Genomic DNA, 24,947 nt, shown 5'->3' with positions numbered 1-24,947 from the left:
CCGTGCGCCAGCCGAGTAGAGGAACCATTTCGCGACCGAAAACGTTTGGCGTGGTGGAAGGGATCGTAAGAAGAGTAAAGATATGAGATTGCTGAATCGGCGCGAATTCAATGGACTGTGGGTGGCGCTTGGTTCGTTCGCGTCTCCGACAGGTACAGCTGGCGCAGCGTCAACCGGCGCAGCGCGCACGGCAAAGTTTCGCGACGGCACTGTCGTCCCGGCATTGGGCCAGGGCTCTGCGGGTCTCGGAAAGGGAAAACATCCTCATGCCGTTGAAGAAGAAGCGGTACACACTGGCCTTTCGCTCGGAATGACGATGATCGACACGGCAGAAGTGTACGACTCCGAGGAATTCATTGGCCGCGCGATCGCTGGTCAGCGCAATCGCGTGTTCCTAGTCTCCAAGGTGTGGCCCAATCACGTGGCGGGAAACGGCGTCATGCGCGCTTGCGAGGCGAGCCTCGAGCGCCTCGGCACTGATCATCTCGATCTCTATCTGCTGCACTGGCCAAATGGGGTCACCAATCTCTCCAGCGTTGTGACCGCATTTGAAAATCTACGCTCGGCAGCGAAGATTCGCGCTTGGGGCGTGTCCAATTTTAAGGTCAGCGACATGGAAGATCTGTTCCGTATTCCAAAAGGCGATAGCTGCGCGACTAATCAGCTCCCTTACAGCCTCGCCGACCGCGGCATAGAGCGTGACCTGCTGCCATGGTGCGAGCAGCACGGCATGCCGGTGATGGCTTATTCTCCGCTCGGCGGAACCGGTGCCAGCCTGCTGCGTGATCCCACGCTTGTACGTATCGGCGCAGCACACGGTTGCTCGGCAGCCGCTGTTGCGCTGGCCTGGACCATCCGCAACGGCAACGTCATTGCAATTCCCGAATCCGGTTCGGTGGCGCATGTAAAGGAGAACGCCGTCGCGCTCTCACTGACGCTGACACCGCAGGAGCTTCAATCGCTGGATGCGGCGTATCCGCTGCCTAACCGCTAGACTTTGACACGGGTCCGCGCGGTCGATCCTCGCAAGAGCACGCCGCGTCTGAGCGGGGTTATTCGCGACACTTTGACCGTCGGCCCGACACTTCCGGTCTACCCCCTTGATGAACCGACATCGGCAGCTCGCCTGGTTACGTCCGCTAAGTGCCACTTTCGGACTCATGCACCGCAGCAAATGGCGTCTTTAGTGGCGACGCGGTGTTTTCCGGAATTATAGCAATCCCGCCGTTCTGCTCGGTTCGGTTGACGACTGCCCCACTGTTTGCTCAATCGAGCCGCGGTTGATCGAGCATTATCCACCGACGCCACAAGCATCGAGCAGACGATAATGACCATGCCACCGACCGAGAGGATGACCGGCATGGCAGCAATCTAGACCTCACCGCCGCGCATTAGCGCCGCAATCACCTTCGCCGAGATCCGCGCCGTCCGGAGTGCGCGGAGTCCCGGCGTACTACTCCGACTATTGCTGCAAGTCACTGGATACACCTTGATGCCGATCGGTGGGCGGACGACGTCCGGCGAGCGGCCGCTGCACTGATCAACATGCCGGACAGTTATACAGGAGGGAAGCCGACGGCATGACCAGCACATATGAGCATTGTAAGCCTGAGTTGCGCCCCGGGGATTTGCTGCCCATTCGTCCAAAGCCGGCGTAAACGCTATGAGGTCGAGCCTCCGTATCCTGTCGGCGAGCTGTCCGACTTTATCGGGCGGTGTGTTGGATACCAGTTCTACGATCGATCCGATCATTGCGTCCACGTTACCTCTCAGTCGAAGAAAGCCGTGTCGGAGACTTCGCGTAGGCACGTCGAGAGCTCTGTCGATGTATCGATTACCTTTCTCGCATGACATTTCCGATACGACCTACGTGGCAGGCCGCGGATGTAGCCTTTTTGGGTCTGCGGCGCTAACTTGCGGATCGCCATGCCCACTGACTGATGCCTGCCAATTCGATATCCTATATTTTGGTCTGACCAACGGCGGGACGGACCGAATGCAATCGAGCAGTTGTTAATGCGAATCGGCTTCAGTCTAATACTCGCGCCCCTCTACAACAGTTATTAACCCGCTTCGCAGCCCGAAATGCACAAGCTCAACGTCGGACGAAACGCCGAGTTTCGATTTAATGGCGTAGTGGTAGTTCGAGACGGTCTTCGGACTGAGATTGAATGCGGCGGCTATCTCCTCGGCCGACCGGCCATCGAGTAACTCGCGCAGTATCTCGAATTCACGTGGGGAAAGAGTGTCAATGACGCTTGCATCCTCCTGCAAGCGGCTCCTTGCAAGGGCTTCACTGATCTCGGGGCAAATTGCCACACGGCCGGCAGCCACGTCACGTACCGCGCTAACGAGCAACTCGGGCGGGCTGCTCTTTGTGACAAAACCCTTTGCACCGGCCCTGAAGGCCTGGAGAGCGAATGTCGCGCTCAAGTGCATGGTGAAAACTAGCAGGCGCGCCGCTGGATCCCATTGACGTATCTGGCGAATGGCATCAATGCCGCCGCGACCTGGCAGTGAGACGTCCATGACCACTACATCGGGCTTTTGACTCTTATAGGCTTGATAGGCACCTGCCGCATGGGCGGCCTCGGCGACGACGGTAATGCCTTCATGCTTTTCAAGAAGCCGACTGTATCCCTCACGCACAACCGCGTGGTCATCGACAAGCATGACGCGGATACTTCGCGACCTCATGATGCTGGACCCTGGGTATTCGAAATAGGAATCGTGACGCTGAGGATGCGGCCCTTCTCTCGCCTCACCACAACGCTCATCTCCGCACCCAGCGCGAGCGTTCTCTCGCGAATCCCGATCAGCCCGAGGCCAAAACCAGCCTCTCCCCTGATCTCATGCGCCAATCCCGCACCATCGTCCTCAACGCTCGCCTCGACTAAGCCAGTCCCAGACCGTGGCGCACCGTCTTGAGTAGGGTCGATGCGCACCACGGCACGCACGTTGGCTGCCTGAGCATGCTTCACTGCGTTTGTTAGACCCTCCTGAACGATATAAAAGATGTGACCGGTAATCGCTGGGGGTAGCGCGTTGACGTCGCCGTGTGTCTCAAGAATGAATTGGGTCTTCCCGCAACCGCGGCGATTATAATCGGTGATTAATCCCTCAAGGCTCGCGAGCAGACCGATCTCGTCAATCTCCTGCAGTCTCAACTCCTGCACAGTCCTGCGGAGCCCCTTCATGATATTTCCCGCAGTTTCCGTTAGTGCCTGTGCTTCGGGAATAAGAGATGGACAATCAGTCGAGGCGGTGACCTTGATCGAAGCTGCCGTCGCACTCATGGCACTGAGGCTCTGAGCCAGTTCGTCATGAAGCACCCATGCAAGGTGACGCCGTTCCTGCTCTCGGGCTTCCACCAGACGTCTCGCAAGATCGGCGCGCTCGGAGGTCGCGACTTCCAGGGTGGTCGCCAGATCGTTGAAGACGTTACTTATTCTTTGCAACTCGGCAAGCCGGAACGGAGGAAGACGGCACTTCAGATCGCCCGCAGCTAACTGGTTGAGGCCGCTAACGACATCTCTCGTCGGCCGCAGCGCGCGCTCGACGACAAAATACACCAGGATGCCAAGAGCGCTGATCGTCGCGACGGAAAGACCGAGCATCCGCGAGATGTCAGACCAGGCGCGCGCCGTCACGGCTGATAGGTCCGAAATGACGACGACCCTGCCACTGCCTGGCCATCAGCGCCCTCGCGCGCGCTAAGGGTGATAAAAGAGGTTAACGCGGGGGAGCCCCCGATGCTGTTTTGGCGCGACCCATCTCGTTGGCGAGCTACCCCGTAGCAACGGGCAGACCACTGCCTGGCCATCAGCGCCCTCGCGCGCGCTAAGGGTGATAAAAGAGGTTAACGCGGGGGGTCGTCGGAGACGGCGAAAGCCGGGACATTTGCTGCTGCGCATGAGTCTGTTCATGGCACTTTTCGGACATGGCGTGATGTCTGAGCTGAGTCCGCTATGCGCGCAAAAGCGGACATGCACCGAGGTTGCCCTGCGATCATGAGCAATTCACCACATCGGTCATTCGCGCGTATCACGCGAAACGACCTTGCTCGCCTCGCGCAAATTGCTCTCGACGATTTTGCCGATCTTTGCCAACGAAAGGAATACTGCCGTGATACGCCGACCGGTTGCGGCTGATCTGTTTGTGCCAAGGCGCGGCCCGTCATTACGTCCATCATGATCGCGGCGTCTGGGACTTCGATCTAGGGGGTTTCTTTGAAGAGGTCCCCGGTCATCCCTTTCCATACCGGCGACGCGGCGAACACGATTTCGGACCATCGAAATTTGGGCGTGACCCTGACAGTGGAAATGCCTTCAAGGGGCGTAAGGTAGACGTGATCGGTCGGTCAATCAGGATGCCCAAGAACGAGACGCCGATAGAAGCAGTGCCGCGTTATTTGCGTGAGGCACGGACCAAGAGCGCATCGCTGTTGGCAGAACGGCCCGTCATAATCGTGTGGCCTGTTGAAAATCGCGGTCGGGTCATTTGGGATGCGCGATGACGCCGGAACAGCTCTCGTCACAGCCCGGAACCACTTTCGCCATGTCCCCGTTATCGCCTCGAGCCACGTAAGCCGAGTGTTCGTGGCCCGGTACGGTCCTGCCTTGCATCCCTACCCCAAAGAGGCGGGGCCGTGCTTTTGAATCCTGCCGCCAAGCCCATGACCTCTTGCATGCCATGCAAGCGCTCTCCCAGCTAAGCTATGGCCCCTTGGACCTTCCGCGCGGCTTGGGGGCGCGGGGCAAAACCCTGAACACAGTTCAGGGTTGATCTCAAGTCTCCTTCTCCTTGTCATCGCCGACGTCGCCGATGATGTCGGTGACGTCCTCGTCGCCTTCTTCCTCGTCGGCGATGATGGTGGAATCGTCATCATCGTCGTCTTCGTCGATCTCGATATCGTCTTCCGATTCGGGAACGACGGCCTTGACCTTGCCGGTGTTCTCCTCGGCGTCGGCTTCGTCGAGCGGCACCAACTCTTCAGCCTCGACGGGCTCCGGCGTTGCTTCGGCAGCGGCGGCAGCTGCGGCTCTGGCGCGCGCTGCGGCGTCGGCGCGGGTCCGGGGCGGCGGGATCGGCGCGATCGGCGCGATCCGCACGACCTCGCCGGTATAGGGCGAGATCACCGGATTCTTGTTGAGGTCGTAGAATTTTTTACCCGTCGTCGGGCAAATGCGTTTGGTTCCGAGATCGGATTTGGCCACGTGTGCAATCCTCCGGAATTTTTCGAAAAACGGTGCTTCACTTGGCTAGTTGGCCCGCGCCGCTGTCAATAGTAGGATTCGCGGGCCGCGCCCCCCAGCCAAAAACGCCGCCAGAATCGCCCAGCGCGGGCCGTCCGCGCGGTTTGCCGGGGTCAAGGGTCCTTGGTGGCGGGGGCCGATTCACCTGCGGTTTTGGGCTGTTTCCGCGCGGATCAGGGCTTGGAAAGCGGATTCGGCCCGTGCTGCCCCAAATGCTAAACAGCGGTGCGGTATTTTTGGAAAATAACAGCTAAGTCATTGATTTAAAAATGGTGCTGCCAGACAGGATTGAACTGTCGACCTCTCCATTACCAATGGAGTGCTCAGGCTATAGAAGTCCAATATTTCTGGGCTAATCTGATGTTCAGCTGAATGACGTATCAGAAACGCGCTACTATCGTATAACCGGAGTCCTCGCTGTCCGGCTGCTTATGGCGCGGAGACGTCGGACGAACCGCGGGCGCCAGCCGGTGCCATACACGGACGTCAGTCGAAGGCTGATTCAAGCCATTGGACGCTGCCGACCTTTTCGCTAAAATGGCGACAATGAAAAACCGGCCAAAGAGTCGGTTCCATGCCGGGAGGCGAACCATGTTCGTGACCAGAGCACTTGCACGGTTGACGATATTTGCCGGCTTGATGGTGCTACCAAGTACAATCCCCACCGCAGCTTATGCGCAGCAGGCCGTAGCGATCGGCGCCACCGACATCGGCGGCACTGTTGTCGGCGCGGCGGGCCCTGAAGCCGGGGTCTGGGTGATCGCCGAGACCACCGAACTGCCGACGAAGTTCGCGCGCATCGTCGTCACCGACGACCAGGGCCGCTACCTCATCCCCGATCTGCCGGCAGCGAATTACAGCGTTTGGGTGCGCGGCTATGGCCTGGTGGATTCGACCAAGCTAACCGCAAAGCCGGGCCAGCTTCTTGATCACACCGCGGTGGCGGCGCCGAACGAAGCAGCGGCGGCGCACTATTATCCGGCGATCTACTGGTATGCGATGATGAAAATTCCGCCTGCCGGCGATTTCGACGGCAAGAGCGACATTCCCGAAAAGCTGACGCAGACTGACTGGGTGAAGCAGATGAAGAACATCGGCTGTATCGGTTGTCATCAGCTCGGCCAGGAAGCCACTCGCACGATACCGGCGGCTTTCGGCAAGTTCGATTCCGGTGAGGCTGCCTGGATGCGGCGCGTTCAATCCGGGCAGTCCGGTGAGCAAATGACCAACCAGCTTGCCGGCAATTTCGGCGGCGTCCCCTTCAAATATCTCGGCGACTGGACCGACCGCGTTGCCAAGGGCGAACTGCCCAAGAGCAAGCCGCCGCGTCCACAAGGCGTCGAACGCAATATCGTGATCACATCATGGGAGTGGTCGACGCCCGACAAATACCTGCACGATCTGATTTCATCAGACCGGCGCGATCCGACGGTCAATGCCTATGGACCGCTTTACGGCTCGCCGGAATATTCGACCGACAACATGCCAATCCTGGATCCGAAGACGAATAAAGTGTCGTTCTTCAAGATGCCGGTCGCAGATCCCGAGATGCCGGAATCGCTAGGCCCCGGACACGCCGCCAGCGTGAAGCCGCTGGAGCCGTCCGCCTATTGGGGCGAGCAAAAACTCTGGGATACGCGAGCCAACAACCACAACTCCATGTTCGACGAGAAGGGCCGGCTCTGGCTCTCTGCCACCGTGCGCGGCATCGATAACCCGGCGTTCTGCAAACAGGGTTCCGACCACCCGTCGGCCAAGGTGTTCCCGCTGGAAAAGTCGGCCCGTCAGGTGGCGATGCTCGATCCCAGGACGATGAAGTACAGTTTCATCAACACCTGCTTTGGCACCCATCACCTGCAGTTCGGCTACGACGCCAACGACACGCTGTGGCTCAGCGGCACCGGCCCGGTTGCCGGCTGGATCAACACCAAGATGTTTGACGAAACCGGCGATGCCGCAAGGTCGCAAGGCTGGTCGCCGTTCGTGCTCGACACCAACGGCAACGGCAAGCGCGACGATTATGTCGAGCCCAACGCCCCGCTCGATCCGAACAAGGACAAGCGGATCGTCCCGGGTTCGGGACCTTACGCGGTGATGCCGTCGCCAGTCGACGGCTCGATCTGGTACACCGTAGGCATCTTCGGTGGGCCTCCGGGGTTCCTGCGATTTGACCCGGCTACCGGACTGTCGGAGGTGTTCAATGTTCCAGCGCCGGCATTCGGAATCCGCGGCGGCGATATCGACAAGAACGGCGTGGTCTGGGCATCGTTGTCGAGCGGCCACCTCGGCAGCTTCGATCGCCGCAAGTGCAAGGGCCCGCTCAATGGGCCGACCGCCACCGGCAATCATTGCCCCGAGGGCTGGACCATCTATCAGTATCCCGGCCCTGGGTTTGACGGCATCGGCGAGAATAGCGCAGAGTCGAGCTATTACACGTGGGTCGACCAGCACAACACGTCCGGACTTGGCGAGAACATCCCGATGTCCACCGCCAATCTCGGTGACGGCTTCGTGGCGTTAAAGGATGGCAAGATGATCACGATCCGGATTCCTTATCCGCTCAGCTTCTACGCCAAGGGTTTTGACGGGCGTATCGACGATCCCAACGCCGGGTGGAAAGGCCGCGGGTTGTGGAGCACGAACGGCGACCGCACGCCCTGGCTCAAGGAAGGCGGCAAGGGCTCGATGCCGCGCGCCGTGCACATCCAGTTTCGGCCCGATCCGCTGGCGAACTGAGGTTCGCGGAGAAATTTGAATGCCACGCGTCCCGTGGCTGCGATGCGTTCGCTCAATCATACGTACTCAGTGACCGCATTTGGCGCTGAGCGGACATCTGGTCTCAGCTCTGGTTGGCCCAGGTGTCATCCGGCGGTCCCAGCGGAGCATCTGCCGCTTCGAGCAAAAATTCAACTAGATGTGAGGCCGTTCACTTTTGCATCGCGTCAGTGGGCGTATGGTTTTGACGCCTCCAGGGTTGCGGATCCTGATGTTTTCAGCGCACGAACAGCCACGATTTCGTCGTGAAACAACACGGGGGCACAATTGATATTGAGACCCGGGCAAATGAATTCACCGACTTCATCGTTACTTTGCCACGTCAAGCCATTGAATGAACGAGAGGAGCCGAACAATGAGTGTGCTTATTCTCGTTGTCGACGATGAAGCTCTTTTTCGACAGCAATTCCGCCGTGACCTGCGCGCGGAGCGGTTTACTCTGGATTTCTCAGCGTCCGCTTCGGACGCGCTCCAGCGGATCGAGGACGTTGAGAAGAGGCTAATGTTGGTCCTTTCGGATATCAACATGCCGGGAATGACAGGTCTTGAGATGCTGCCGAAGATCAAGGCGATGCGGCCTGATGTGCCCGTCATCATGAATACCGCCTATGCGGACTCTCAAACCGAAGCAAACGCTCTGTCTGGTGGGGCGGCCGGCGTCATAACTAAGCCGGTTGATTTTAGTTTGCTGCGAACTGAGATCGATTCCCGATTGGCGGCTTTGACCGGTTAACTCAGCCATCGCGCGGTTTGCTGCCTTTATGTCGGCAGGTTACCGATCCGAGATTCGCAGATGCCTAGATCAACGCGGCTGCTGACGCAAAGCGGACCTCGAAAATCTCATAACAGTGGATCCGCGAATGACCGATTCTGGTGCTACGGACTTTTGGCAAAGCTCCGACGTCAGCTAAGTGCCAATACGCGACCTTTGTCCGTTCTATTCGATTACCTCGTAGGCATGATCCAATGGTCGAGGCTGCCAAGCTGGATGCGGAACCAGCCTTCATATTTGCCGCTCATGTTGGCGCTAATCGTGCCAGTGGCGACCTCACCCCAGTAAGAATGCGGCCATGTAATTCCACGACAGCCAATGTTTGCACCGGGCTTAATGAACCCCCATCGAGTCAGCCGGTTCAGATCCAGCCTCAATCCGTCTTGCAAGCAAACCCGTTCGCGTGGTCGGCCCATCCGTCAATCTTCCGTTCAGATTCCTTTAGTGCGGCTCGCGGCTTAACGCGCCATCGCATTTCAACGCGCTTTCAATACCGGCAACGATGACCGTGATCCAAAGATGGTATGTACTTTCGGTGGGATGAATGCCATCCCGAGACTCAATTCCAACTATCGCGCCGAGGTCAATGATGGGCGCCCCTCTTGATGCCGCTATTTCGATTATCGCCGCATCGATAGATTTTATGGTGGATGGATTTAGCATCTTAGCGACAGGAAAATTGGTATCAACGGGCGCGAGTGTGGCGAGAGCGATTGGAGATTTAGGAAGGCTGTCGATCAGCAATCCATAAGTTGCCCTAAAGTCGGTTCGGTATGCGAGCACGGCATCGTTGATGCCGAGTGCAATGACAATAAGGGCCGGTGATAATTGTCGAGCCGTAATCTCTTCGGCAAACGGAATGAAGGTTGATGCACGACTCCCGCCGATCCCGGCATTGATTAAAGGTATTCCGCAAACTGATGCTGGCAAGCGCGCATTCTGCGTCAGGCTATCGCCGATCATTACAATGAACGGACCATTAGTGCGGCTCATTTTTGCGAGGGCTTCGACCATATCGCGTTGGTGATCGACGTTCTCCTTAACGACGTAGCCCGTCGTAATGTTGCTGGCGACCAACACCAATAAAAATATCGCCCATCGAGTGGTTTTCATGAGCCTTTTCTAATCCCGCAACTCAGTCGCGTAAAACCGTGCTTCCAACTGACCGCGTGCAGCACGATCGCGCCAGGCTCATCGTGGCCGACAACATGGAAGGAGTTCTTGCCGATATCGATTCCGACAGTCTTGGGTGTCTGAGACATGGCGCGCTCCTTGTCGTTGGCGCCCCTTGCCAGCTTAAAACGCTAGCGGGGCAGGAGCACGGCCGGACCATCCCATTAGCGGACTCTGACCGCCTGCCGAGAAACTACGCGCGCCGACCCCTGAAGCTCAATTGAACAGTTAGGATGCCATTTCCGGGACAAGAGGGCTGGCATGAGGCGACGGGAACTTCTCGGAGTTATTGGTGTTGCGGCGGCATGGCCAGTTGTGGCACGGGCGCAGCAAGGAACGGTGATCGCGATCCTCGGCACCGGCGCAGCAGACTCTCCCTCCAGCAAGACGCAGATGGAATTGCTGGGCGCCGGTATGCGCGAGCTCGGCCTTTTCGAAGGGAAAGATTACGTGTTCGTGGCGCGCCATTTCTCGGGCAAAACAGAACACTTCCGCGCCCCAGCTTTTCGCGCCGTGCGATTGTTGCATGATAAGGGTGTCGCTCGGCCGCGTCTCAACGCCTGACCGTGCGGCTTGGCGGCTATCGCGAGAAGAGCGCCGGCCGCGTTTCAGTGATGGGCCGAAACGTTCTTGACGCACTCGGACAGCAAATCACCGGACGTAGAGCGGCTGACGTCACCCAGACTGATGATGCCGACCATCCGCTTGCTCTTGTTGATCACCGGCAGCCTGCGGAGCTTCAGCTTCTCCATGTGATGCACCGCCTTTGCGAGGTCATCGTCCTCCCGGCAACAATGGATGCCTTCGGTCATCACATCGCGCGCCATCGCACGGCCAGCGTCGAAGTTGTTGCTCGCAAGCCCTTTGCAGACGATGTCGCGGTCGGTCACCATCCCGATCAGTTGGTCGTCCTCCCCAATCGGAATGCAGCCGATGTCATGCTCCCGCATTAATTTCGCGAGTTCGGTGACAGGGGTGTTGGGACTGACCCAGTCGACACCCTTGTGCATCACGTCTTTGACTTTCATGAAGGACCTCCGTTACTGGAGTTTCAGGTGCACTTGATGCAATGCAGCACAGCCCCCCGTTTTCTCAATTATACAACCGATCGGATGCGAAGAGACCTGCCTCAAGGTCGCAGAAGAAAGCATCATTCCTACGCGATCGGACCAGACAAACGGCGTCGCTGTCGCTGCCGCCCTCCTGAACATTTGACGGCGACTTCACGGCCCGGGTTCCCGCCCAACATCGCAAAAAGTGGGGCACTAGGAAAGCGATAGCTGCCCCGCCGATCAGAACCATGCCGAGGCTTTTCATCATCACGGGACTTCCGGCGGTTGGCCCAGAGCCTCATCCGGTCCCCGCAAGAGCCTTTGTTTGATGGCGGACCAGGCCCAGAAAATTGCGCTGCAGACTACCAGCGCGCTCACTCCAACCACTAAGACCTCGCCCAGGATAACCATCACGGTCTCCTATTTCTCCCGTTCTAGCTTCCTTCTTCGATGGGGATTGCTTTACCCGGTGGCAATTCCACCAGCGTCCTGGTCTTCTCCGCAGCGTCATAGACCTTGATTTGGAGCATCGGGAATTCGGCTTTCAGGGCCCGAGCCTTTTTCTCAGCGGCTTGATGCGTTGGAAATATCGTCTTCATCCGGCCGTCTACTTCAAGGCCAAACCCCTCGGTCAGGACAAGGTCGGCGCGGGTGATATTTCGGGGCTGCGCCTCCTCGGGCATCGTCAGAGGCTTTTTCATGGCACCTCCTAGGTAGTTGCTCTCCTATCTAATCACTGCCCTCCCTAAAGGAAGAGCAATGTTAAGGCTCACGGGCCGAGCAATCGACCAGCCGTCGCGCGATCAAGGCGTCAAGTTCACGGCCTTCGCGCCGCATTGGTATTGCAAGCTATCGTCCGCCCCGACGAAGCTGACTGCTTTCCGCGCATCAATTCCCCACAGGCGAGGTACGCGTCCCATGAATTTCCAGCGTGTCGCCGTCAATGATTCTGGCCTGCCCGCTCGCGCGCTTTCATAGGAAGGACAAAGATCTGGCCGGGATAAATACGATTTGGATTTCGGATTTGGTCCCGGTTTGCTTTGTAAACGACTGCGTATCGCACGCCCGCGCCGCCATCGGCTGGCGCGCGCGATGGCCGGTGCCGGGCTGTGTGTTGGCGGCGGCGTTGTTCATGTTCGGCGGGGCCGCCTCCGACCTGCATCATGGCGGTTCGGATTTTGATGGCCTTCCAAAAGCTTCCCCGCCAGTTCGGCACGAAGCTGAGACAGTGTGAAAACGGCTTTCCACTTGTTTCGGGGTGCCGTAGGCGCATATTCCGAGAATGGCGACAATTGTCAGATGCAATTGCGGCGCTGAGTACAAACGCACTGAAGCAAAGTTCTTGGTACCGCACACCGGTCACGCATCCTGTAAAATCTGCGGGGCCACGCTAGAGTCTTGGTTGGAAAGCACCCACGCTGCTACATTCGAGCTGGTCAAACGTCCAGACGAAAAGCCCGGTAGTGGGTCAGTTTGATTGTGGCAGGATGACTGGCTTGAACGGCAGCGCCGGAGGCGCATATTTGGAAAATGAACCCTGATTTGTCTGCGCCATTGACCCATGAAGAATTCGTCTCGTTGCGGGACTGCGCTAAGGGTTTGATGCACCGGACAATCCCAGCCGAACACAAAGATCGACTGATCCAACTAGGGTACATACAGGAATTGTCGGGCGGACTTCGACTAACGAACGCTGGCAGGCTGAGGATTGCGGAAGGCAAATGACTGACAAGCACCCCCAAACGCCCTAGGGACAACACGACGCCACCACCTAAAAAGCCCCGCTAAAATTCGGTAGGTGCCGTCTGCGCCATAATACCGGACTTCCGCACTGGAAAACGGAGGGTCCGCAGCGCATATTTGCAAGATGGCCCAGAGATACCGACCGCGCCTGCTTGAAGTGAGGGTAATCCCCCTAAAACCTGATCAGTAGGAGTGGCAAGTTTGCGAAGACGATACGCCCCTAGTTATGGGTTATGAGACAACGCGCGAAACAGCCCAGATTAAGGTTGATAGCGCCTTATTCCTTTTGCTCTCCGCAGGCTGAACAAATGAGCCGCCTGTCATTGTCGGAAACTCAATCCGGCTAGCAAGTGAAGTCGAATCGGGCGATGCTCTTGGTTGATGAGAGATGTTTGCAGCCTGATTTGGTTGGCGCTGATCGGATTGTTCCGGTCGCGAGCGTCGCAGCAAGTAGAGATCTTGACGCTTCGTCATTAACTCCCGCGCCTCAGGGACGCACGCAAGATATACGCTCCGAAACGTAATGACTTTGTCGTCAAGAAGGGCATAAAGTGTCTCGGAAAATGCATCTCCCAGGAGGTGACAATGAAAGACCTTGTGCAGTGCCGCAAGTTAGAGGCTAAGTTTCGCCAGCTCGCAGTGAGCGACCCGACTAAACGTTTCATATGGCTCGCCGAAGCTGAAAAATGGGAACACGAGGCCGAAGCGGAAATCGCCTCTCACTTCGAAGCATGCAATGCTGTGCGAACTACCGGTGCAATTGATCGATAGCGACAAAATCTAGTGCCGCCCCCTGGAGGCACCGCTTTGCGCTACGCCGCAACTTGAAATCACCACACTGCGCCCCTAAGTAATGTGGGATAGCATGCTCACAGTGCTCTTGATCAAGCGGCGAGCCCAGTCGCCGACGGAGGACGGCTTGGCTGCAAGGCAGCCGTTCCGTCTTGTGCATGCGATTTCGAAAGCAAGCGCCGCTTGAGGTCGCTGATGCGGCCCGCGATCCGCCACAAGGCACAGTGCGCTCACATATCGCCGATACGGCTAAGGCAACGCCGCGATAATCCCGATTGGAAACTTAACTCTTACGGGTTGACGCTGAAATAACTGCGCAAGTTCGGTGCCGCATCGCTGTGTTAATCAGTGTGGCCCTTTACAACTGCCATATAAGGAGCGAGCCGTGAACGACGGCTCGAAGACAACCAAGACTATGAATCAATCCAGATCCGCCGCGCTGTCGCGAAGACGGGCGGAGCGCTCACCTCCCGCGGAGGGGCGTTCCAAAAACCGCCAAAGCGTGAGGACGAGCTATGAGCGGTATCTCGCGTTGGCTCGTGCCCAAACTCTAGCCGGCGATCAAGTCGAGGCGGAGAATTCCTACCAACACGCCGAACATTATTTCCGCTCCATGAGCGAGAGCGCGCGGTAACCGAATGATCCGCCCTCGGTTCCTCCGAGTGACTCAAACCAGGCGACGAAGTTCGAAGCTTCAACCTGGACCACCAACAGCGAGCATCCGTGCATGTGCAATTCGTGCTGGTGATGTATACGCCCAGCTTCCGCCCGTTCGTTAGTGAAATCGACATTCGGTGGTCTGCGGGGCGACCGGCGGCAAGCCGTTTATATGATGCGCTATTAGCAGTGTCCCGACACGCGGGCAGCGTTATATCGCCAGCGATGGAATAGTTGACGCTGTTCGCGACTGGCGGCGAGCTGCACCTGACTCTTGAGACCTCGGCGCGAGAGGTGAATGCGGCGATGCTGGGTTAGCTAAGGAAAAACGAGGTTCCCGCCTTGGACCGTAACGGATATCGGTCAACCAAAGTCTCTTGCAAAGCAAAAAGCCGGCGCTAAGAAATCGCAAAGGCATTGAATCGCACTCCAGGTGCGACAACGGTAAAAGCGCATATGCATATCTTGGATGTGTCGCTCAGCACGAGGGGGTAACTGAAGGCAAAGGTCGCGATAATTAGCAAGTAGTCTGCCACATTTGAATTGAACGGCTTTCTTTTTGATTTGCCGGAACGAAACCACCGTATGCTCGGTTGTCATATGTTTCCGACCATTAAGGAGACGTGATGACAAACAGAATGGTCCCAACAGGTATCGTCAGCAGAATCGACCGGGCGATTACTCCGCTAAGTCCGGCCAGAACCCGAATCAGACGCCTGGCCAACAGACGCAAAATCCAAACCAGGGCAGCCAGCAGGGTGGCGGCCAGCAAAGAGATCCGCGACGCTAATGGAAACGAACTGCTCGCTTCCACGAGCAGTTTTGTTTAGCAGAGTTCTTCCGGCTCCCAATCCGCCTTCTTCGACACTTCCCATTCTTAGGCGCACGATGCCTTTCGGTCCATGCCCTCACAGGAGGTAGCTATGGAACATCAATTTTTCACTCGCCAGCAAAACCTTAAGCTCTATCGCAGTCTCGTGGCTGCATCGGAGGCGGCGGCAGCGAAAGCTGACGCGCGGCAGGAGAAGCTTTTAAAGCTACTCGCAGAGGAAGTAGCGAACGAACCGCCGCCCAGAAAGAGCTAAGGCGTTTGATGCCGGCATGAGTGGCTTAACCTGTCAACAGATTGTATTCTTGTGCTTGGCGTAAATCGCAGCGCGGTTTGTGGCTTGGGGTCAACGCCTTCGCCGCTTACGACTTGGATAGACCGAACAGCCAGTCTGCATCAATGGTTCAGATCCTCAGTGGTTACCACGACACCGCGGTCAGAGTGACCCTGCCGCTGCAACTTCGCGAGAGCGAGATGTTCGATCTCGGCTCGGTGCCTTACAAAGATAGCGATGAGCTGTGCATAGCCTGCGTCCTTTCTGCTCATACGCTCTCTGTTCAGTAGGGCAGTCTCCGTTACCCGGCACTTTTCGATTTTGCCGCCGTACTCCACAACGAAATGGACGTAATCACCGCCAGCAACAGCCATGAGAATGGTCCTCAGACGGGGGTGAGCCTAACATATGGTGAGTTATCCGGCCCCCTACAAGCGAGGGCTGCATGAGCGCATTAATCTGCCAGCGCCCATCTTCCATAGACCGACGCGATAAGCGTTTGGGCAATGGCCGAGCCCGCTCGCGTCGGCATCGGATCACGCGCGCCGTAGGTCCAACTCGGCCCCGTTCCTTTAAGGTACATGCGAATTATCTCGACGTGCTTAATGCCTCGCGTGTGCGGATCCATCGCCAGAAGCCGAAGGCACTCGGCCTCAAGTTCGGCTGCGGATTTACGTGGCATCTCTTCCATCAAGGTTCTCCGGCTTCGGGATATCGACCTCTCGGAGGCGGCGCTGTTACCCCGCATGGACCCGCTCATTCGATCCACCACGTTAGCGCGGGCGAGCAGCGTCGGCGCGATGATCGAATGAGGCGAAGGTTGCCGCCCAGTGCTCGGTCATCAGTGATGTCGGCAGACAGGCTCTAAGGCGACAACCACCCCTGTTGCGCCGGCCTTCCCGCGGGTGTTTGCTTTTTCCATGCAGGCGGAGCAGTCAATCGTCGTTGACCCAAAAAGTCCTGGCGGCATCAACTCGCCGCACGGCCTGATTCTGTTCGACGGCGTATGCGTCCTATGCTCGCGCGGCTGCCGCTCGTGAGCAAACGTGATCGCCGCGGCTATTTTCGCTTCGTTCCGATCCAGTTGGCCGAGGGACGCCCGCTCGCTGAGCAGCTCGGCATCGATCCTGATCACCCGGATTCCTTTGCCTTCTTGGCGAGCGGCCAGGCCTGTGTAAAATCCACGTCCGTGCTGCGCATTGCGCGCGAGCTTCCGCTTTGGCAGTGGACATGGGTCTTCCAATTCATCCCACGGGGGATTCGCGACGCGATCTATGACTTGGTCGCGCGCAACCGCTATCGTTGGTTTGGCCGTCGTGACGCTTGCATCTTGCCGAATTCGGATCGTTCGTGGCCATCGTGAACCGCCCCGAGACTGCGGGACGATGGCGCCTGACGCGAATTGGCTGCGGCCGGCATGACGAAGGAAGCAGCGTTACTACAATTCAACTCAGTCCCTGTCACCGTAAGCACAATCTGCCGGATCAGCTTCGTGCGCGCCCAAGCTCGGATCGAAGCGGAATAGCGTAGAGCAATAGGGGCAGACGATCTCACTGGCATCGCCGATCTTGAGGTAGATGTGTGGGTGATCTTGCGGTGGTTTATCCCCAATGCACTTGAACTCGCGGCAGCCAATGCGCACGATCGGCACCCCGACTTCATTATGAAACTTCGGATAACCTTCCATCTGCAGCGCGCGGCTTAGGCGCCCGATTGATGACGCAAAGTGCCGTGCATGGATCGTCGAGCGAGGGCTCGATCAGCACCCGGCGAGCGGCGCCCCTCTCGCGTCGTTCGGTTGCCGTAAAACGTACCCAGAGCGACACGTCCATCGTCAGTTTCTCCCACCACGGGAGAGGGTTGGAAGCTAACGCACTTGCAGAGGCGCCGGGGTCGCCATCGCCGCGACGCGCTGATGCACCGCGTTCTGCACCTTCTCGAAGGCGCTCACCTCGATCTGGCGCACGCGCTCGCGCGAGACGCCGAATTCCTCGGCCAGCTCCACAAGCGTGATCTGTTCCTCGGCGAGCCGGCGCGTCTCGAAGATGCGCCGTTCGCGCTTGTTGAGCACGGTGAGCGCACTGGACAGCGTCTTGTGGCGGTTATCGAACTCCTCGCTCGCGGCGAGCGTCGTCTCCTGGTCCGGGGATTCGTCCACCAGCCGGTCCTGCCACTCGCCGGAATCGCCGTCCTCGCGGATCGCGGCGTTGAGCGAGGCATCGCCGCCAAGCCGCCGGTTCATGTAAATCACGTCCGTTTCGGTGACGCCGATCCGCCGGGCGATGATCTTCACCTGGTCCAGCCGCATATCGCCATCGTCGAGGATGAAGATTTTGCTCTGGGCCTTGCGGAGGTTGAAGAACACCTTCTTCTCGTTGGCCGTGGTGCCCATCTTCACCAGCGACCACGACCGCAGGATGTATTCCTGGATCGCCGCCTTGATCCACCACACGGCATAGGTGGCGAACCGGAAGCCCTTCTCCGGCTCGAAGCGCTCGACCGCCTGCATCAGGCCGACATTGCCCTCGGAGATCACCTCGGAGATCGGCAGACGGTAGCCGCGATAGTCCCTGGCGATCCTGGTCACGAGCCGCAGATGGCTGGTGACCAGCTTGTGCGCCGCGTCGCGATCGCCCTGCTCGCGCCAGCGCTTGGCTAGCATGTATTCTTCCCGGCGCTCCAACATCGGGAACCGCCGGATTTCCTCAAGATAATGGGTGAGGCCGGGTTCGGCCGTAAGGATCGGCAGGGCCGCGTTGCGGGCCATGATCAAGCCCTCCAACTAGTTTCGAAACAAAATTATCTGCATCCGATCGGTTGTCAAGTTAATTTCGAAGCGCTATTATATGTCGAGAGGCAATCATGTCAGCGCGCGAAACGGCAGAGCTCCTGCTGCAGGTGGGACGGCTCGTCCAAGCTGAGGGCTATGACGGCGAACTCAGTCCGGCCCAATGGATGGCGCTCCGCTTCTTCGCCCGTGCCAACCCGTTCTCGCGGACCCCGTCGGCCTTCGCGGAATTTCAAGCGACAACCCGCGGCACCGCGACACAAACCATTAAGGCGCTTGAAGCGGGTGGGTACTTGGTCCGACAGCGATTCAAGACGGACGGGCGAAGCGTAAGTCTGCGATTGACGAGCAAGGGCAAAAAAGCGCTTGCACGCGATCCGTTCGAGGTTCTGGTGCGCGCCGTGGATTCGCTCGACGCGACAGCGCGAACTGCGATGCGTCGCGCGCTGCACCAAGTGCTGTGCACTCTAGCTACGAGTGATGCGCGTCGGCAGATCGGTGTTTGCCAGGACTGCATGCACTTCGGCAGAGAGATGTCCGGCAAGCTGCCGAGCACGGGCCCCTCGGCCGTTGAATGCCTGCTCCTCGGTGTTCCGATTCAGCCAGAGGACATAGGTCTTCTGTGCGTCCATTTTCAACCAGTGAACGAGCACCGCGAGGACGAACATGAATGAGGTCGCCACTGCGATCTGCTGAAAGGACGCTTAATTGACCTTCGTCGTCAACGAGAGCTGTATTCGCTGCAAAATCATGGACTGCGTCGACGTGTGCCCCGTGGACTGCTTCTACGAGGGCAAGAACATGCTCGTCATCCACCCGGACGAATGCATCGATTGCGGGGTCTGCGTGCCGGAATGCCCGGTCGACGCGATCAAGCGTGACACCGAGCCGGGGCTTGAGAAATGGCTGTCGCTGAATGCGGAATACGCGAAAATCTGGCCAAATATTATGGTCAAAAAAGCGCCGCCGCCCGACTCGAAGGAGTGGGAGGGGAAGCCGGACAAACTCCAATACTTCTCACCAAATCCCGGCGCGGGTGATTGAGGCGGACAGCGCCCGCGCCGTATGGGTGCCGGACCCGAGATCGGTCCAACTGATCCAACCGGGCGCAACTGCGGCCGTGATCACAGTCCCTTCAATTGGTTCGCGGAGACCGCAACACGTCCCAGCAGAGCTGCAAACCATATGAGGAGAGGGATCATGTACAACGATTCTATGTTCAATGCGTTCGCTCGGTCCTACGAGGCTCGGAGCGAGACCGACATGTCGATGGCGGAATATCTGGAATCGTGTCGGGGCGATCCGATGCGATATGCCAATGCGGCCGAGCGGCTGTTAGCCGCGATCGGTGAGCCTCAAATGATTGATACGGCCAAGGACGCCCGCCTTGGCCGTATCTTTTTGAACCGGACCATGCGGACCTATCCGGCCTTCACCGGATTCTATGGCATGGAAGAAACCATCGAGCGCATCGTCGGGTTCTTCCGGCATGCGGCGCAGGGCCTGGAAGAGCGCAAGCAGATTCTCTATCTCCTCGGGCCGGTGGGAGGCGGAAAATCGTCGCTTGCGGAGCGGCTGAAATCATTGACGGAAGTCAATCCAATCTATGTCTTGAAGGCCGGCGACGAGCTCAGTCCGGTGTTCGAGAGTCCGCTCAGCCTGTTCGATCCCGAGGCCTTGGGACCGATGATCGAGGAAAAATACGGCATTCCGCGTCGGCGCTTGAACGGACTGATGAGTCCCTGGTGCTACAAACGGCTCGAAACTTTCGGTGGCGATATTTCGCGCTTCCGCGTCGTCAAGATCCAGCCCTCGCGCCTGCGGCAGATCGCGATCGCAAAAACCGAGCCCGGCGATGAGAATAACCAAGACATTTCGACTCTCGTCGGCAAGGTCGACATTCGCAAGCTCGAGACGTTTGCCCAGAACGACCCCGATGCCTACAGCTATTCCGGCGGCCTGAACCGCGCCAACCAGGGCATTCTCGAATTCGTCGAGATGTTCAAGGCGCCGATCAAGATGCTGCACCCGCTGCTGACGGCGACGCAGGAAGGCAACTATATCGGCACCGAGAATATCGGCGCGATTCCCTTTACCGGTGTCGTGCTCGCGCATTCGAACGAGTCCGAATGGCAAAGCTTCAAGGCCAACAAGAATAACGAAGCCTTCATCGATCGCATCTGCGTCATCAAGGTGCCCTACTGCCTGCGGGTGACCGAGGAGCAGAAAATCTATCAGAAGCTCATTCAGGGATCGGAGCTGGCGGCGGCGCCGTGCGCGCCCGCGACGCTGGAGACGCTGGCGCGCTTCTCGGTGATGTCGCGGCTGCGCAAGCACGAGAATTCGACGCTGTTTGCGAAAATGCGGGTCTATGACGGTGAAAGCCTCAAGGAATCCGATCCGAAGGCGCGCAGCGTCCAGGAATACAAGGATGCCGCCGGCGTCGACGAAGGCATGGACGGTGTTTCGACGCGCTTCGCATTCAAGGTCCTGGCTGCGACCTATAATCACGACACCGCGGAACTGGGCGCAGACGCGGTTCACCTGATGTATGCGCTGGAGCAGTCGATCCGCCGCGAGCAGCTTCCCGAGGAAGTCGAAAAGCGCTACTTCGAATTCATCAAGGCCGAACTGGTGCCGCGCTATGCCGAATTCATCGGTCACGAGATTCAGAAGGCCTATCTCGAATCCTATTCGGATTATGGTCAAAACCTGTTCGATCGCTATGTCGACTATGCCGATGCCTGGATCGAGGATCAGGACTTCAAGGACCCCGATACCGGCCAGTTGCTCAATCGCGAGCTTCTCAACCAGGAACTGACCAAGATCGAGAAGCCCGCGGGTATCGCCAACCCCAAGGACTTCCGCAACGAGGTCGTCAAATTCTCGCTGCGATCGCGGGCTCAGAATAGCGGCAAGAACCCGTCCTGGACCAGCTATGAAAAGATCCGCGAAGTCATCGAAAAACGGATATTCTCGCAGGTCGAAGACCTGCTTCCGGTGATCTCGTTCGGCACGAAAAAGGACGGCGATACCGAAAAGAAGCACGGCGAGTTTGTCGCGCGGATGACGGCACGCGGCTATACCGAGCGTCAGGTTCGCCGGCTGGTCGAATGGTATATGCGGGTGAAGCAAGCCGGTTGAGGGTGGATGCAACGTGGTTATGCACATCATTGACAGGCGCCTGAATCCGGGCAGCAAGAGCCTGGAAAACCGCCAGCGGTTTTTGCGGCGTGCCAAGTCGTTGGTTCAGGGCGCGGTCAAGAAATCCTCCCAGGAACGCGACATCAAGGATGTCCTGGAGGGCGGCGAGGTCAGCATCCCGCTCGATGGGATGAATGAGCCGCGGTTTCGCCGCGAAGGCGGCACGCGCGATATGGTGCTCCCCGGCAACAAGAAGTTCGTCGAAGGCGACATGCTTCCGCGTTCGGGGGAAGGCAGCGGGAAAGCGTCCGCGCCGGGCGAAGGCGACGGCGAGGATGCGTTCCGGTTCGTTCTGAGCCGCGATGAATTCGTCGATCTGTTCCTGGACGATCTCGAATTGCCGGATCTCGCCAAACGCAAGCTCGCCGAGGCGGAAAGCGAAGGACTTCGCCGGGCCGGCTATTCGACCTCCGGCTCGCCCGCGAATATTTCGGTGAGCCGCACGGTTCGGCTCGCTTTGGCCCGGCGGGTCGCGTTGCGGCGGCCGCGGCCGGAGACGATCGCTCAACTGGAGGCCGAACTTGCAGATTGCGACGAGGCGCGCCGCATCGAACTGATGGCCGAGATCGACGCATTGAAGGCAAAGCTTCGCCGGATTCCGTTCATCGATCCGATCGACATCCGATTTCGCCGCTTCGAAACCGTGCCGAAGCCGGTGGCCCAGGCCGTGATGTTCTGCCTGATGGACGTGTCCGGCTCGATGTCCGAGCACATGAAGGATCTGGCCAAGCGCTTCTACATGCTGCTCTACGTGTTTCTGACGCGGCGCTATCGGCACGTCGAGATCGTCTTCATTCGCCACACCGATCGGGCCGAAGAGGTCGACGAGGATACGTTCTTTCACGGCCCGGCGTCCGGCGGCACCCTGGTGTCGAGTGCGCTGCAGGCGATGCACGAGATCGTCAGGTCGCGGTTTCGTCCGGCGGACTGGAACATCTATGCCGCCCAGGCCTCCGACGGCGATAATTCCAGTTCGGATGCAGCTGCCGTGGGCCGGCTGCTGACCGAGATGATACTTCCGGTCAGCCAGTTCTTTGCCTACCTGGAAGTCGGTGAGGCCGGTGGCAGCACGTTCGATATGTCCGATTCATCGCTTTGGGCGCTGTATCAGCGTTTGCGCGCCGACGGCGCGCCGCTCTCGATGCGCAAGGTCAGCGACCGCAGCCAAATCTTTCCGGTGTTTCACGACCTGTTTCACCGTCGCCGCAAGCAGGAGAAAACCGCGCCATGACCGCGACAGCGGAATACCTGTTTGAGGGAGCGGACTGGGACTTCCCAAAGCTGCAGCGCATCCACGATGCCTGCGAGGAGATTGCGCGAACTGAACTGGGCCTCGACACCTACCCCAACCAGATCGAGGTCATCACCGCGGAGCAGATGCTGGATGCCTATTCGTCGGTCGGCATGCCGCTGTTCTACAAGCATTGGTCGTTCGGCAAGCATTTCGCACATCACGAGGCGTTCTATCGCGGGGCTCCTGTTGGCAGCGTGCATCGGTGTCGCTGCCATCGCTTGGCAGTCGTCCTACGGCGATGCGGCCAAAGAGATTATCCCGAGGTGGGCGCCGCAGCGCGTTGTGACTTCATCGCCGCCGCTCGAAAACCCGCGGCTAGCGGTGATGAAGTCCGCCCAGGATGGCGCGTGAACTGATCACACCGGTTCGCTGAACCGGGCGAGAAGGCGTGGGAGAAGGCGAAGGGGAAATGACAGGAACGCCACGACGGCCTTGGACGCCCGAACGGGATAAAGAGCTCCGAGAGCTCGTCTTCAGTGCGAGCAGCGCTGAGACTATTGCCAAGGCTCTAAGCCGGACCACTTTTGCGGTACGTCGCAGGGCAAGCACACTGAGGCTTCCTTTGAGAAAGATTGCCAGGCGTCGCTGCTGATTTGATCCTAGGCGGTAGAGCTGGGGCTGAAGGCGAAGTGGAAATAGCCGAGAGCGCGATTTGTCTCGCTATTGCCGCCCAACGAGCGCAGCCTTTGCCGTGGGGCACCTCGATAGGAGGTCGGTCGTGAACGGTAATATATTCAACAGCAAAGGCGTCCATGTCGGCGTGGTCACGGGCGACGCGGTCTTCGGCCTCAAAGGTCAAAAGCTTTACGATCTTAAGGGTTCGAACATTTACAAGTTGAATGGCGACCTAGTTGGTCATTTGTCGGATGCGCGCGACAAGGAGAAGCGTTTGGACAAAACGACCGACAAGCTGTTCCCGGAAGGTTAGGCGCGGTCCGCTGATTTGCGACGATTGCCGAGCCCTCATGGGCGGCTTTCGCGGGCCCTGCGGAAGTGTCACGGCGGGATGGTGACTGGCAGGGAGCTCCGGCACGCTAGCGTTGACGGGCACAAGTGGCGCCGCGATGGCAAAGCAGATGCACCGCAGCATAGCAGCGGGACCGGAACCGCGCCGTCCGGTTGAAGATAGTGGTGGCAAAGTCGCGTAATCAGGGGCTGGGCTAAAGGCGAAGGGGAAATGAGCGGGAAAGAGAAAAGCACTGATCCCGGCCTGTCTGCCGCTGAGCGAAAGGAGCTCAGAGACCGCGAGGCGCAAGAGGCGATCGCCGAACATGAGGACGCTCAGAAGGCATTCCATGAAAATCGGGAACGCCTACGGGGAGAACGCCTTGCTCGAGAGGCGGCCGAGGGTCCGATGGTCGCTCCCACTCCAGAGCTGCCGGACGATACGCCGATCGAACGCGTCCTATTTTCAACCAGGATCCAGAACGCGCTCCGAGCAGCCGACCTAAAAACCATCGGCGAAGTGCGCGAGGTATCGGACGAGACGCTGATCAGCCTTCCGGATTTTGGAAAGGGCTCGCTCTCGGATCTCCGCGAGAAGTTGGGCCTGCCGTCGACCGATGGGGTCCGACCCGTGAGCAAAAAGCCAGCCTGATTTGCCGATTTGACAAAGGCCGAGCAGCAGCAGCCTAAAAGACTCGGACTGAGGTCATGGCGCCTCGGCCTTGCGCGCCCGCTCAGGTTTGACCACGCCATCTAATGATCATCCGTCAACTAGGTCGCAAAAAATGGTGATAGCCTTGAGGCCATGGACGCCGCTTTCTCGTATCTAATCTCAGTCGGACTGATTGCCTTTGGCGTTTGGATAGTCGCCGCCAAGGCCGGATCTGGCTCGCTTTTGGTCTGGACGCTCGTCGGACTAATACCCGTTGTTGTCGGGTTGATCAGCCTCTTTTCCGAAATCCGGAACGACAAAGCAACATAGCGCCTCACTTGTGCTTCGCTGCGATCGGCTTGCGGGCTATCGGAGATCGCGTGCGAAAGCGTCGGCTCGATCCGCTTGCCGATCTCATCCGGCTGTCCCTGTCGTAAATTCAATCGTGCTGGCCGTTGACTGAGAATCGCGCGATGCTGGCTGTCCCTGTCGGAAACCTAATTCGGCTGGCAAGTGAAGCCGAATCGCGCAATGTTTCTATCTTATGAGAGAAGCTTGCAGCCTGATCTGGTCGGCGCTGGTATTATTGTTCCGATCGCGTGCCTCGTTGGCAGCCGAGATCCTGGTTCTTCGGCATCAGATTAACATACTGAGACGGCATTCGCCCAAGAGGCAGACGTTCAGCGCCATGGACCGCTTGATCTTTGCCGGGGTGTATCGATTGGCGCCAACAGTCCTAAAC

The 24,947-nt window shown here is 58.5% G+C and carries 23 protein-coding genes, 1 tRNA gene and 4 pseudogenes; 15 read left to right on the top strand and 13 right to left on the bottom strand.

Annotation, left to right across the window (positions count from 1 at the left end; all coding sequences use genetic code 11):
- Window positions 1–82 precede the first annotated feature (82 nt).
- Complete coding sequence (locus tag B5527_RS37385) at window positions 83–994, top strand: aldo/keto reductase (protein ID WP_079605951.1); 912 nt, start codon at window positions 83–85, stop codon at window positions 992–994.
- Between the two features lie 1,040 nt (window positions 995–2,034).
- Here the strand turns inward: B5527_RS37385 and B5527_RS37380 are convergent.
- The 4 genes from B5527_RS37380 to B5527_RS37365 form a co-directional block, all read right to left on the bottom strand.
- Window positions 2,035–2,697, bottom strand: a complete 663-nt coding sequence (locus B5527_RS37380; protein ID WP_079605950.1) for a response regulator — start codon at window positions 2,695–2,697, stop codon at window positions 2,035–2,037.
- Window positions 2,694–3,650, bottom strand: coding sequence for a sensor histidine kinase (locus B5527_RS37375; RefSeq protein WP_154072730.1), 957 nt, complete (start codon window positions 3,648–3,650; stop codon window positions 2,694–2,696). Before B5527_RS37375 ends, B5527_RS37380 begins: the two co-directional genes overlap by 4 nt.
- 991 nt (window positions 3,651–4,641) lie before the next feature.
- A tRNA-Ala gene (locus B5527_RS37370) sits at window positions 4,642–4,725 on the bottom strand.
- A gap of 62 nt (window positions 4,726–4,787) precedes the next feature.
- The gene (locus B5527_RS37365) at window positions 4,788–5,216 is read right to left on the bottom strand and encodes a TIGR02300 family protein (RefSeq protein WP_079605948.1); all 429 of its coding nucleotides are present in this window, start codon (window positions 5,214–5,216) and stop codon (window positions 4,788–4,790) included.
- A gap of 630 nt (window positions 5,217–5,846) precedes the next feature.
- Between B5527_RS37365 and B5527_RS37355 the strand changes: the two genes are divergently transcribed.
- The gene (locus tag B5527_RS37355; protein ID WP_079605947.1) at window positions 5,847–7,991 is read left to right on the top strand and encodes a carboxypeptidase-like regulatory domain-containing protein; all 2,145 of its coding nucleotides are present in this window, start codon (window positions 5,847–5,849) and stop codon (window positions 7,989–7,991) included.
- A gap of 394 nt (window positions 7,992–8,385) precedes the next feature.
- Entirely contained in the window at window positions 8,386–8,763 is a 378-nt protein-coding gene (locus B5527_RS37350; protein WP_079605946.1) for a response regulator, read from the top strand.
- A gap of 480 nt (window positions 8,764–9,243) precedes the next feature.
- On the opposite strand, the gene B5527_RS37345 is transcribed toward B5527_RS37350, so the two are convergent.
- Both B5527_RS37345 and B5527_RS44895 read right to left on the bottom strand, forming a co-directional pair.
- Window positions 9,244–9,915: an SGNH/GDSL hydrolase family protein gene (locus B5527_RS37345; RefSeq protein ID WP_079605945.1), complete on the bottom strand. Its 672-nt coding sequence runs from the start codon at window positions 9,913–9,915 to the stop codon at window positions 9,244–9,246.
- 35 nt (window positions 9,916–9,950) lie between these two features.
- Window positions 9,951–10,064, bottom strand: a pseudogene (locus tag B5527_RS44895) (IS110 family transposase); the annotation flags it as partial.
- A 172-nt stretch (window positions 10,065–10,236) separates the two neighbouring features.
- On the opposite strand from B5527_RS44895, the gene B5527_RS37335 reads away from it, so the two are divergent.
- A complete protein-coding gene (locus B5527_RS37335; protein WP_154072728.1) occupies window positions 10,237–10,539 on the top strand; it encodes a hypothetical protein in 303 nt (100 codons plus the stop codon).
- Between the two features lie 44 nt (window positions 10,540–10,583).
- On the opposite strand, the gene B5527_RS37330 is transcribed toward B5527_RS37335, so the two are convergent.
- From B5527_RS37330 to B5527_RS47925, 3 genes and pseudogenes are all read right to left on the bottom strand, one after another.
- A complete protein-coding gene (locus B5527_RS37330; protein WP_079605942.1) occupies window positions 10,584–11,003 on the bottom strand; it encodes a CBS domain-containing protein in 420 nt (139 codons plus the stop codon).
- A gap of 458 nt (window positions 11,004–11,461) precedes the next feature.
- Window positions 11,462–11,728 carry a hypothetical protein gene (locus B5527_RS37325; RefSeq protein ID WP_079605941.1) on the bottom strand — a complete coding sequence of 89 codons (267 nt, stop codon included), beginning with the start codon at window positions 11,726–11,728 and terminating at the stop codon, window positions 11,462–11,464.
- A gap of 239 nt (window positions 11,729–11,967) precedes the next feature.
- Window positions 11,968–12,099 (bottom strand): annotated as a pseudogene (locus tag B5527_RS47925) (LysM peptidoglycan-binding domain-containing protein); the annotation flags it as partial.
- Between the two features lie 1,256 nt (window positions 12,100–13,355).
- Between B5527_RS47925 and B5527_RS37315 the strand changes: the two are divergent.
- The 3 genes and pseudogenes from B5527_RS37315 (at window position 13,356) to B5527_RS37305 (ending at window position 15,304) form a co-directional block, all read left to right on the top strand.
- A complete protein-coding gene (locus B5527_RS37315; protein ID WP_079605939.1) occupies window positions 13,356–13,541 on the top strand; it encodes a hypothetical protein in 186 nt (61 codons plus the stop codon).
- A 436-nt stretch (window positions 13,542–13,977) separates the two neighbouring features.
- Window positions 13,978–14,172 (top strand): annotated as a pseudogene (locus B5527_RS47250) (DUF4167 domain-containing protein); the annotation flags it as partial.
- 970 nt (window positions 14,173–15,142) lie between these two features.
- Entirely contained in the window at window positions 15,143–15,304 is a 162-nt protein-coding gene (locus B5527_RS37305; RefSeq protein ID WP_154072726.1) for a hypothetical protein, read from the top strand.
- A 140-nt stretch (window positions 15,305–15,444) separates the two neighbouring features.
- On the opposite strand, the gene B5527_RS37300 is transcribed toward B5527_RS37305, so the two are convergent.
- Window positions 15,445–15,696: a DUF1488 family protein gene (locus B5527_RS37300; RefSeq protein WP_079605936.1), complete on the bottom strand. Its 252-nt coding sequence runs from the start codon at window positions 15,694–15,696 to the stop codon at window positions 15,445–15,447.
- Between the two features lie 80 nt (window positions 15,697–15,776).
- Window positions 15,777–16,013 (bottom strand): hypothetical protein, encoded by a 237-nt coding sequence (locus B5527_RS37295; RefSeq protein ID WP_154072725.1) that lies wholly within the window; start codon window positions 16,011–16,013, stop codon window positions 15,777–15,779.
- Window positions 16,014–16,337: 324 nt separating this feature from the next.
- Here B5527_RS37295 and B5527_RS37290 point away from each other — a divergent pair, with 324 nt between their 5' ends.
- On the top strand, window positions 16,338–16,685 hold the full coding sequence (locus B5527_RS37290; RefSeq protein WP_197689244.1) for a thiol-disulfide oxidoreductase DCC family protein: 348 nt from the start codon (window positions 16,338–16,340) through the stop codon (window positions 16,683–16,685).
- Between the two features lie 87 nt (window positions 16,686–16,772).
- Here B5527_RS37290 and B5527_RS37285 read toward each other — a convergent pair whose 3' ends face one another.
- Both B5527_RS37285 and rpoH read right to left on the bottom strand, forming a co-directional pair.
- Complete coding sequence (locus B5527_RS37285) at window positions 16,773–17,009, bottom strand: zinc-finger domain-containing protein (protein WP_079605934.1); 237 nt, start codon at window positions 17,007–17,009, stop codon at window positions 16,773–16,775.
- Between the two features lie 180 nt (window positions 17,010–17,189).
- Entirely contained in the window at window positions 17,190–18,089 is a 900-nt protein-coding gene (rpoH, locus tag B5527_RS37280; protein WP_079607802.1) for an RNA polymerase sigma factor RpoH, read from the bottom strand.
- 95 nt (window positions 18,090–18,184) lie between these two features.
- Here rpoH and B5527_RS37275 point away from each other — a divergent pair, with 95 nt between their 5' ends.
- The 7 genes and pseudogenes from B5527_RS37275 to B5527_RS46890 all read left to right on the top strand — a co-directional run bounded on the left by B5527_RS37275 (window position 18,185) and on the right by B5527_RS46890 (window position 24,205).
- The gene (locus B5527_RS37275) at window positions 18,185–18,784 is read left to right on the top strand and encodes a MarR family winged helix-turn-helix transcriptional regulator (protein ID WP_079605933.1); all 600 of its coding nucleotides are present in this window, start codon (window positions 18,185–18,187) and stop codon (window positions 18,782–18,784) included.
- A gap of 34 nt (window positions 18,785–18,818) precedes the next feature.
- A complete protein-coding gene (gene fdxA, locus B5527_RS37270; RefSeq protein WP_079605932.1) occupies window positions 18,819–19,154 on the top strand; it encodes a ferredoxin FdxA in 336 nt (111 codons plus the stop codon).
- 156 nt (window positions 19,155–19,310) lie between these two features.
- Complete coding sequence (locus B5527_RS37265) at window positions 19,311–21,254, top strand: PrkA family serine protein kinase (RefSeq protein WP_079605931.1); 1,944 nt, start codon at window positions 19,311–19,313, stop codon at window positions 21,252–21,254.
- Window positions 21,255–21,273: 19 nt separating this feature from the next.
- Window positions 21,274–22,545: a YeaH/YhbH family protein gene (locus tag B5527_RS37260; protein ID WP_172842783.1), complete on the top strand. Its 1,272-nt coding sequence runs from the start codon at window positions 21,274–21,276 to the stop codon at window positions 22,543–22,545.
- A pseudogene (locus B5527_RS37255) lies at window positions 22,542–22,784 on the top strand (SpoVR family protein); the annotation flags it as partial. The gene B5527_RS37260 and the pseudogene B5527_RS37255, both read left to right, overlap by 4 nt.
- Window positions 22,785–23,326: 542 nt before the next feature.
- A complete protein-coding gene (locus tag B5527_RS37250) occupies window positions 23,327–23,536 on the top strand; it encodes a hypothetical protein (RefSeq protein WP_079605929.1) in 210 nt (69 codons plus the stop codon).
- A 426-nt stretch (window positions 23,537–23,962) separates the two neighbouring features.
- A complete protein-coding gene (locus B5527_RS46890; protein WP_245332788.1) occupies window positions 23,963–24,205 on the top strand; it encodes a DNA-directed RNA polymerase subunit alpha C-terminal domain-containing protein in 243 nt (80 codons plus the stop codon).
- The last annotated feature ends 742 nt before the right edge of the window (window positions 24,206–24,947 follow it).

Source organism: Bradyrhizobium erythrophlei, from assembly GCF_900129425.1.
GTDB lineage: Bacteria > Pseudomonadota > Alphaproteobacteria > Rhizobiales > Xanthobacteraceae > Bradyrhizobium > Bradyrhizobium erythrophlei_C.
The sequence above is the reverse complement of the archived record's forward strand: the minus strand, read 5'-3'. Positions and strand labels throughout refer to the sequence as shown.